Genomic DNA, 7,374 nt, shown 5'->3' with positions numbered 1-7,374 from the left:
ATTATGGAAAGTATAATAGGGTGGAGCCATTGGTGCCTGCCTCTAAATCACACGGTTCTTTCCCCAATCCGGTGTAATTGATTGCCAGCAAAGCTTTAGTATCGACTCGCACAGCTAAATATAATTAGATCTCTAACTAAACGTTTGTCCCAGTGAGTGCTAATAATTAACCATTCCATAATAACACTTACCGCAGTCATGCTTCAAAACTATCCTAAGTTATTGAAAAAATGGAATTAGTTTCAGTTCAATAACTATTGAACCTTCAACTCTAGGTAGGCTGGGAATCTTTAGTAATATCATCACTAATGAGAATTTTCTTTTAACTCTAATTATTAGTGTTCAAATTGTCACATTGGCTTAATTTGTGATTATTATCACAAAAAGTTAGAGTTAAAGACATCAAATCTTGCCATTTAGGCCCTGTTTGGCGTGATAATAAATGTGAATTTGTTTAGAGTACAAAGTAAATGCACATTCCTATGATCATTTCAGCACCTTGGGTAGTTTTTCCTGAGATCGGAAAAGAGGCCGGCAATTTGGTTTCGTTTAGTGAACCTAGTGCGGATGATGGTGATGACATATTTAATCTCATTGCTATATGCCCACCACTTGATACTAACTCTTCTTATTGCAACTTCCTGCAATCAACCCACTTTCGCAAAACGTGCCTGATCGCTCGTCATGACGATGAAGTGTCCGGTTTTGTTTCCGGTTATTTAAAACCGGAACAGCCAAATACTCTCTTCGTATGGCAAGTCGCAGTTTCACCAAAACATCGTGGTAAGGGGATTGCGTACCAGATGCTGAGAGCGCTTCTCTCAAGAGAAGCTTTGCAGGAGGTGAAGGCCATTGAAACGACGATCACTCGTGATAACGGGGCATCCTGGGCGCTGTTCAAAAAGATTGATGCTCAAAATGGCAATCAAGGCAGCGTTTCGACGTTTCTCGATCAAAAGACGCATTTCAAGGGCAAACACGATACTGAGTATTTGTATCGAATCCCACTAAATACAATCAACCAAGAAGATAGATAAACGGTCTAATCATGGATATTTTTAACAAGAAAGAATCACAAGTACGATCTTACTGTAATAGCTTCCCTGTTGTGTTTACCAAAGCAAAAGGTTGCTGGCTCGAAACCGAGTCAGGAAAAAAGTACCTAGACTTTCTTGCTGGGGCTGGCTCACTCAATTATGGCCATAACAACCCAATATTTAAGCAAGCATTGCTCGATTACATTGAGGCTGATGGTATTACCCACGGGCTAGATATGCATTCAAGCGCAAAGGGGGAATTCCTTAAAGCCTTACAAAGTCATATTCTTAGTCCAAGAGGGCTCGACTACAAAGTTCAGTTCACTGGCCCGACTGGAACTAACGCAGTTGAAGCAGCATTAAAGTTAGCCAGAAAGGTGAAAAGACGCAGTTCAGTCGTTGCGTTTACCAATGGTTTTCATGGTTGTACATCTGGAGCACTGGCAGCCACAGGCAATCAGCATCATCGCCAGGGCGCAGGGGTAAACTTAAACAACATCACGCGACTTCCTTTTGAAGGTTATGCTGATATTGATGGCCTCAAACTGTTTGAAACGATGCTCAGCGACCGCTCTTCAGGCCTAGACAAACCTGCTGCTGTGCTTGTCGAAACGGTGCAAGGTGAAGGTGGGCTCAATGTCGCCTCAGATGCGTGGCTGCAACGCCTTAGCAAACTGTGTAAACAAAACGACATCTTGCTTATTGTGGATGACATCCAAGCAGGATGCGGACGAACGGGCACCTTTTTCAGCTTTGAACCTTCAGGGATAAAGCCTGACATGGTGACCTTATCAAAATCGATTGCGGGCTATGGTCTACCGATGGCCGTTGTCCTGATGAAACCAGAGTTAGATATTTGGAGCCCCGGTGAACATAACGGCACCTTCCGTGGTAACAATCACGCCTTTGTCACGGCCACTCAAGCACTCGAAATGTACTGGGCTGACAGCCAACCATTCGAACAGCACATCGCAAGTTGCTCTGCCTTAGTTGCTGAGCAAATCTCTTCAACGCTAGCTCGCCATCCTGCTTTGTTCGTAAAACAAAAGGGGCGTGGAATGATGATCGGCATAGAGTGTTGCGATGGGCATTTAGCAAGTGAAGTAGCAAAAACATGCTTTGATAATGGTTTAGTGATCGAAACGGCCGGACCGAATGATGAAGTTATCAAATTTTTTGCGCCACTGACTATTACAAAATCTGAGTTAAAACAAGGCTTAGAAATCTTCCAAAATGCCGTTGAAATCGTCAGCCAACAGCAATTTAAAAAAGCATCGTAATGAGGGAAATCAATGATTGTTCGTACATTAGAAGAATGCCGTGATAGCCAACGCAGAGTCGTGTCAGAAACTTGGGAAAGTGTCCGCATGTTGCTTAAAGATGACAACATGGGCTTTTCATTTCACATCACAACTATTTTTGAGAATACAGAGACACATATCCATTATCTGAACCATTTGGAGTCGGTCTACTGTATGAGTGGTGAAGGTGAAATCGAAGTGGTAGGGGGTAAGACTTACCCAATTAAACCAGGAACGCTATACATTTTAGATAAGCATGATGAACATTACCTTCGCGCTTACCAAGGTAAAGAAATGGTGATGGCGTGCGTGTTTAATCCTCCAATCACGGGAAAAGAGACTCATGACGAGAATGGCGTTTACCCACTGATTGAGTAGCAACTCGCATAAGCTGGGCCACTAGACGGTCTGGCAACACTCCCTTAATACTACCAGCCAAAAGGAACTATCATGACTTATACCGTAGAGAAAATCGGCGGTACTTCAATGACAGCATTCGATGCTGTTCTAGATAATATTTTGATTAAAGACAACGATGATCAGACGTACAACCGGGTATTTGTGGTATCCGCTTACGGTGGGATCACCGATGCCTTATTAGAGTGTAAAAAAACAGGCAAGCCAGGTGTGTATCAATTGGTGGCTCAACGAGAAGAAGGTTGGAAGCAAGCGCTAGATTATTTAGAGCACAGAATGCTTCTGATCAACGAGAATATCTTTGCCGATCCAATGAATCGTCTTCGTGCAGATAAATTTATCCGCTCACGAATTTCCGAAGCGAAAGTATGTATCTCAAACATACTGGAAACTTGTCAATATGGGCAGTTCTCACTTCGCCACTACCTTCCACAGGTCAGAGAGTTTCTTGCTTCTATTGGTGAAGTACACAGTGCTTATAATACGACATTGAAGCTCAAAAACTGTGGTATCAATGCAAAGCTTGTTGATCTGTCTGGTTGGGATAGACAGATACCAAAACGCTTAGATGATTGTATTGTTGACGCATTTTCCAGCCTAGATATAAGTAAAGAGTTACCTATCGTTACGGGCTATGCCTCTTGTGAAGAAGGGCTTATGTCGACTTATGACCGTGGCTATAGCGAAATGACGTTTAGCCGGATTGCTTCAATCACCAAAGCGGATTTAGCCATCATTCATAAAGAGTACCACTTAAGCTCCGCCGATCCACGTGTTGTTGGTTCTGCCAGAGTTAAACCGTTGGGTGAAACAAACTATGACGTTGCAGATCAGCTGGCCAATCTAGGTATGGAAGCGATTCACCCTAATGCAGCGGCCGGCTTGCGTGAAAGCGGTATAGAACTTCAGATTAAGAACACTTTCGAACCTCAACATCCGGGGACACTGATCTCTGGATCTTTTCGTCCAACCATGGGTAGAGTAGAAATCATTGCAGGCAAAGAGAAAGTGTTTGCTCTACATCTGTTCGACCAAACCATGGTCGGTTGCGTTGACAAACTCAGTTACGAACTGATGCAGATCATCACCGATACGCGAGTAAAACTGGTCGGCAAGGAGATGAATGCGAACTCCATGACCTACTATCTTACTGGCAGCTGTGAAGCATTAAATCAGGTACTGTACAAAACGGAGAAAAAGTTTCCCAACGCTAATATTAAAGGTCGAATGGTCGCACTGCTCTCCGCTATTGGATCGCAGTTTGATACCAACCAAGCGCTTGCAAAAGGTGTATTGGCGCTTATGGAAAAAAACATCACGCCCATCGCTGTGCATTCTTCCGTAAGAAATGTCAATGTTCAGTTTGTTGTGGATGACGATGAGTATCAACCTTCAATTTGCGCGTTACATGAGGTGTTCTTTGAACAGCAAACTCAAGTACGCAGTGTAGCGGTTTGATCGCTAACCAGTCACTCGTTTTACCGTCTACAATATGAATGAAAAGTTTAAGCCAGTCCGAGGCCTTTCTCACTTGAAAGTGCCGCTCTTTGTTCCTGAATGAGCCTTTATTTAGTATTGAGGCTAAACTTGACCTCATACTTACTCAAAAGGCCTGAGTCCATGACCTGTCGTCCTCAAGCTTAGAAAAAACCGAGAGACTATTGTGAAATACAGTTTTAATTTCGAAGACGCGAGCCAGATATTTGTTGGGGCATTTGCGCTCGCGGTCCCAATCTCTTTTTCAGAAGAAGCTTGGCGCATGGGAGAAACATTGCCGTTACAAAACCTATTTATGCTGCTCTTGTTGTCAATGGTTTTTCTTGCTTTATACACCTTTGAAAGTGTATTTCAGCGTAATATCGTCAATCGTAAATTTGTTTTCGTACTGCGTATCGTTGTTGCCTATCTCATCACAACTTTAGTGGTTATGCTGGTTCTGTTTTGCATCAATAAACTTCCTCTTATCTCAGAGCCGCTAGTTGCGCTCAAACGAGTCATTATTATCTCTATGCCAGCATCCATGGGAGCGATTGTTGTTGATAGCTTTGATAAGGAATGAGTGAGTTTTCTTGCAGTTGGAACTATGGGCTAATACGAACGAGTACTCACTAAGCTTGGCTAAAGGGATAGCCCGATTGTATTGGAAGGTACCGCAATATGGATGTGTTTATAGGAAGAGCAGGGGTTAATTGGCGTTTATGAACTGTTGAGCGCTTGCAAACAGCCTATCGCAGTTTTTCTGTTTGGTGTACTCGGGAGTGCGTTCCACCATAGCATCAAGAGTGTCTTAAGCTTTATTTTATTCAGCCACCATAAGAAAAAATTCCTCTTCAAAGTTGCTCTATTTAATTTTCTTAATTGATTTCTTAGCCGCTTTTTTCATTTTCATTTCATAGATCCCATAGTTTTTTCTGCTCACGCTCTAGTAGAATATTCTCGATCTTCTTTCTAATCTCGTGAACGGTTTCTTTAGGCTCACCGTTTTCATTACTTTCGACAATTTTTGCTTTCAAATTACGTTTCGATGTTTTTTTCAAAATATAGCCTCCTAGGCCTACAGAGATATTCGGCAGAGATATTCGGGACACACACCAAAAAGACGTCGTCGGACGTCTTTTGGCGTTTCTAGCCGCATTCACATCTGCCGTTTAGCGACAAGAGGGCAGTCAGCGTAGGATCTTTTGGTGCCTGTCCCTAAATCAATTTGCTAAATCAATTTTATTGATGAAATAGGTAGCCCACCTTTTTCGACTTATTGCTGAGCGAGTGAAATGGACTGTCTAGCATGTTTAAAGACCCAGTATCTCGTTTCCAGCTAACTTAGACGCGATTTTATCGGCTTTTAACTCTGCCATTTGCAAAGATTTTTCATGCCTATTATCAGAAAACTCCTGATACTCAGATGCTATTTCGTAAATCTCAGCCACACCTAAATATTTACTCAAAGTGCGTAAATGCGGTACCAAATGGCTGGATGTTTCATTTATTCCCCCTTTTTCAAAGCCAAACTCACCACTTGACGTAACGATGACTAAAATCTTATCAGACAAGAGAGGCAACAAAGGTTGATCGCCGCGCGCCAAATCAAAGTCAAAGGTTTTGTTGATACGTATGATTTGATCAAACCAAGCCTTTAACTGCGCGGGCATTCCGTAATTGTACATTGGCGAAGAAATGACGAGGATATTCGCTTTTTCGACCTCTGCAATAAATTCATCTGACTGTTTCAAGATCTGTTGCTGTAGATGGTCTCTTTTCGGCTCGGGTGTGAATGCCGCACCTATCCAATCTTGAGTAATAAACTGAGGAGGATTGATTCCAACATCACGGTAGATGTATTCATCTATCGCAGCTTGCTGTTTAAACTGTGTTATAAACCTTTTAGCTATCTTTTTTGAAATGGAGTCGTGCTGTGGGTTTACATTCGTAATTGCTCTAACACTCGAATCTATATGTAGAATAACACTCATCTTAGGTGCCTTTTCTTGTTTAACCTGTCTGCCATTTTTCTACTTCATGAAGGCAAACACAAACGAGTAAAATGCGTTTACAGGTGAGTAAAATTCATCTAAATTTCCTTTTTATTGTTTAATGAGTCGCCATCATGCAAGTTTCTTTGCCCGCACTTAAGGCATTTGAGTCGGCTGCTAGGCTAGGCAGCTTTAAGGCCGCTGCGGCTGAATTATCCATATCCCCAACTGCGGTGTCACATCATATAAATAAACTAGAGCAGCGCCTAAACGTTACCTTATTCATACGCAAAGCAAGAAAAGTGATGCTTACGGAGCTCGGCAAAGAACTCGCCGTTGCTACCAGTCATGGATTTCAATCTATTGAAACGGCAATCGAAAAAATTACCACAAAAGATAAAAAAATTAATGTAACCACTACGTCGTCATTTGCTGCTTTGGTTTTGATCCCCGCTCTTCAAGAGTTCTATGCGTTATACTCCGAGATTGACGTAAATATTACAAGTGGTGAGAACATTGATGCTAATAACTTCACCTTACCTATCCGGTTAGGTGAAACTGCTCAACAATCAAGCATGGATATCATCAAACTCGAAGAGTTTAATCTATTTGGCAATACCAACACTGATGCTAAATTTGACCAAAAAGAGAAAATAACGATTTACACCACTGATTGGAAAAACAGCAGCTTACCCAACGTGCCATTGCAATCATGGTTGGAACTTAACGGCTTGGTGAGTAAGCAAATTCACGTGAGATATTTCGATCAAGAGTTATTTGGTATACAGCAAGCTTTACTAGAAAACGCTTATGTATTCTGTTCAAGAACGCTCATGCAAGGTTATTTAAAGGCAGGTGTGTTAGCTGAAATGAACACCCTAGCTATCCGTTCTCAGCTTTGTTACTACATAGCGAATAAAGAAAAGCGCCTTTCTCGACACAACTTTAAGTTCATAGAATGGTTACAAGCGTTGCTTGAATAGCTACCAGTATCGCAAAAGCTTTTGCTGCCTGTGCTAAATCATACGACGCGAGATGAAACGGGGAGGGGAACTATTTGGGCGCATACTTTTCTGCCAGATCTTTAATGATTCCTTCTTGTTGAAGTTGATCAAACACTTCCTGAAAACTTGCAGCCAGGCGTGGGTC

8 protein-coding genes are annotated in these 7,374 nt (G+C 42.1%); 6 read left to right on the top strand and 2 right to left on the bottom strand.

What is annotated here, in order from left to right:
• Window positions 1-482: 482 nt before the first annotated feature.
• The 5 genes from ectA (at window position 483) to TW84_RS19665 (ending at window position 4,814) form a co-directional block, all read left to right on the top strand.
• On the top strand, window positions 483-1,037 hold the full coding sequence (ectA, locus tag TW84_RS19685; RefSeq protein WP_240478207.1) for a diaminobutyrate acetyltransferase: 555 nt from the start codon (window positions 483-485) through the stop codon (window positions 1,035-1,037).
• Between the two features lie 11 nt (window positions 1,038-1,048).
• Window positions 1,049-2,317 carry a diaminobutyrate--2-oxoglutarate transaminase gene (gene ectB, locus TW84_RS19680; RefSeq protein ID WP_045977336.1) on the top strand — a complete coding sequence of 423 codons (1,269 nt, stop codon included), beginning with the start codon at window positions 1,049-1,051 and terminating at the stop codon, window positions 2,315-2,317.
• 12 nt (window positions 2,318-2,329) lie between these two features.
• Entirely contained in the window at window positions 2,330-2,716 is a 387-nt protein-coding gene (locus tag TW84_RS19675; protein ID WP_045977335.1) for an ectoine synthase, read from the top strand.
• 72 nt (window positions 2,717-2,788) lie between these two features.
• Window positions 2,789-4,213 carry an aspartate kinase gene (locus TW84_RS19670; protein ID WP_045977334.1) on the top strand — a complete coding sequence of 475 codons (1,425 nt, stop codon included), beginning with the start codon at window positions 2,789-2,791 and terminating at the stop codon, window positions 4,211-4,213.
• Between the two features lie 205 nt (window positions 4,214-4,418).
• Window positions 4,419-4,814, top strand: coding sequence for a DUF2391 family protein (locus TW84_RS19665; RefSeq protein ID WP_045977333.1), 396 nt, complete (start codon window positions 4,419-4,421; stop codon window positions 4,812-4,814).
• 331 nt (window positions 4,815-5,145) lie between these two features.
• Here the strand turns inward: TW84_RS19665 and TW84_RS24465 are convergent, their stop codons facing one another.
• A complete protein-coding gene (locus TW84_RS24465; protein ID WP_157634073.1) occupies window positions 5,146-5,292 on the bottom strand; it encodes a hypothetical protein in 147 nt (48 codons plus the stop codon).
• Window positions 5,293-5,544: 252 nt separating this feature from the next.
• Window positions 5,545-6,225, bottom strand: coding sequence for an FMN-dependent NADH-azoreductase (locus TW84_RS19660; protein ID WP_045977332.1), 681 nt, complete (start codon window positions 6,223-6,225; stop codon window positions 5,545-5,547).
• Between the two features lie 134 nt (window positions 6,226-6,359).
• Between TW84_RS19660 and TW84_RS19655 the strand changes: the two genes are divergently transcribed.
• Complete coding sequence (locus TW84_RS19655) at window positions 6,360-7,208, top strand: LysR family transcriptional regulator (RefSeq protein WP_045977331.1); 849 nt, start codon at window positions 6,360-6,362, stop codon at window positions 7,206-7,208.
• The last annotated feature ends 166 nt before the right edge of the window (window positions 7,209-7,374 follow it).

This window comes from Vibrio neptunius, from assembly GCF_000967495.1.
GTDB lineage: Bacteria > Pseudomonadota > Gammaproteobacteria > Enterobacterales > Vibrionaceae > Vibrio > Vibrio neptunius.
The sequence above is the reverse complement of the archived record's forward strand: the minus strand, read 5'-3'. Positions and strand labels throughout refer to the sequence as shown.

What these genes read in the sequence shown, in the direction of transcription:
- ectA (WP_240478207.1), top strand. Translation starts at nt 483, where the DNA reads ATGATCATTTCAGCACCTTGGGTAGTTTTTCCTGAGATCGGAAAAGAG.
- ectB (WP_045977336.1), top strand. Translation starts at nt 1,049, where the DNA reads ATGGATATTTTTAACAAGAAAGAATCACAAGTACGATCTTACTGTAAT.
- TW84_RS19675 (WP_045977335.1), top strand. Translation starts at nt 2,330, where the DNA reads ATGATTGTTCGTACATTAGAAGAATGCCGTGATAGCCAACGCAGAGTC.
- TW84_RS19670 (WP_045977334.1), top strand. Translation starts at nt 2,789, where the DNA reads ATGACTTATACCGTAGAGAAAATCGGCGGTACTTCAATGACAGCATTC.
- TW84_RS19660 (WP_045977332.1), bottom strand. Translation starts at nt 6,225, where the DNA reads ATGAGTGTTATTCTACATATAGATTCGAGTGTTAGAGCAATTACGAAT.
- TW84_RS19655 (WP_045977331.1), top strand. Translation starts at nt 6,360, where the DNA reads ATGCAAGTTTCTTTGCCCGCACTTAAGGCATTTGAGTCGGCTGCTAGG.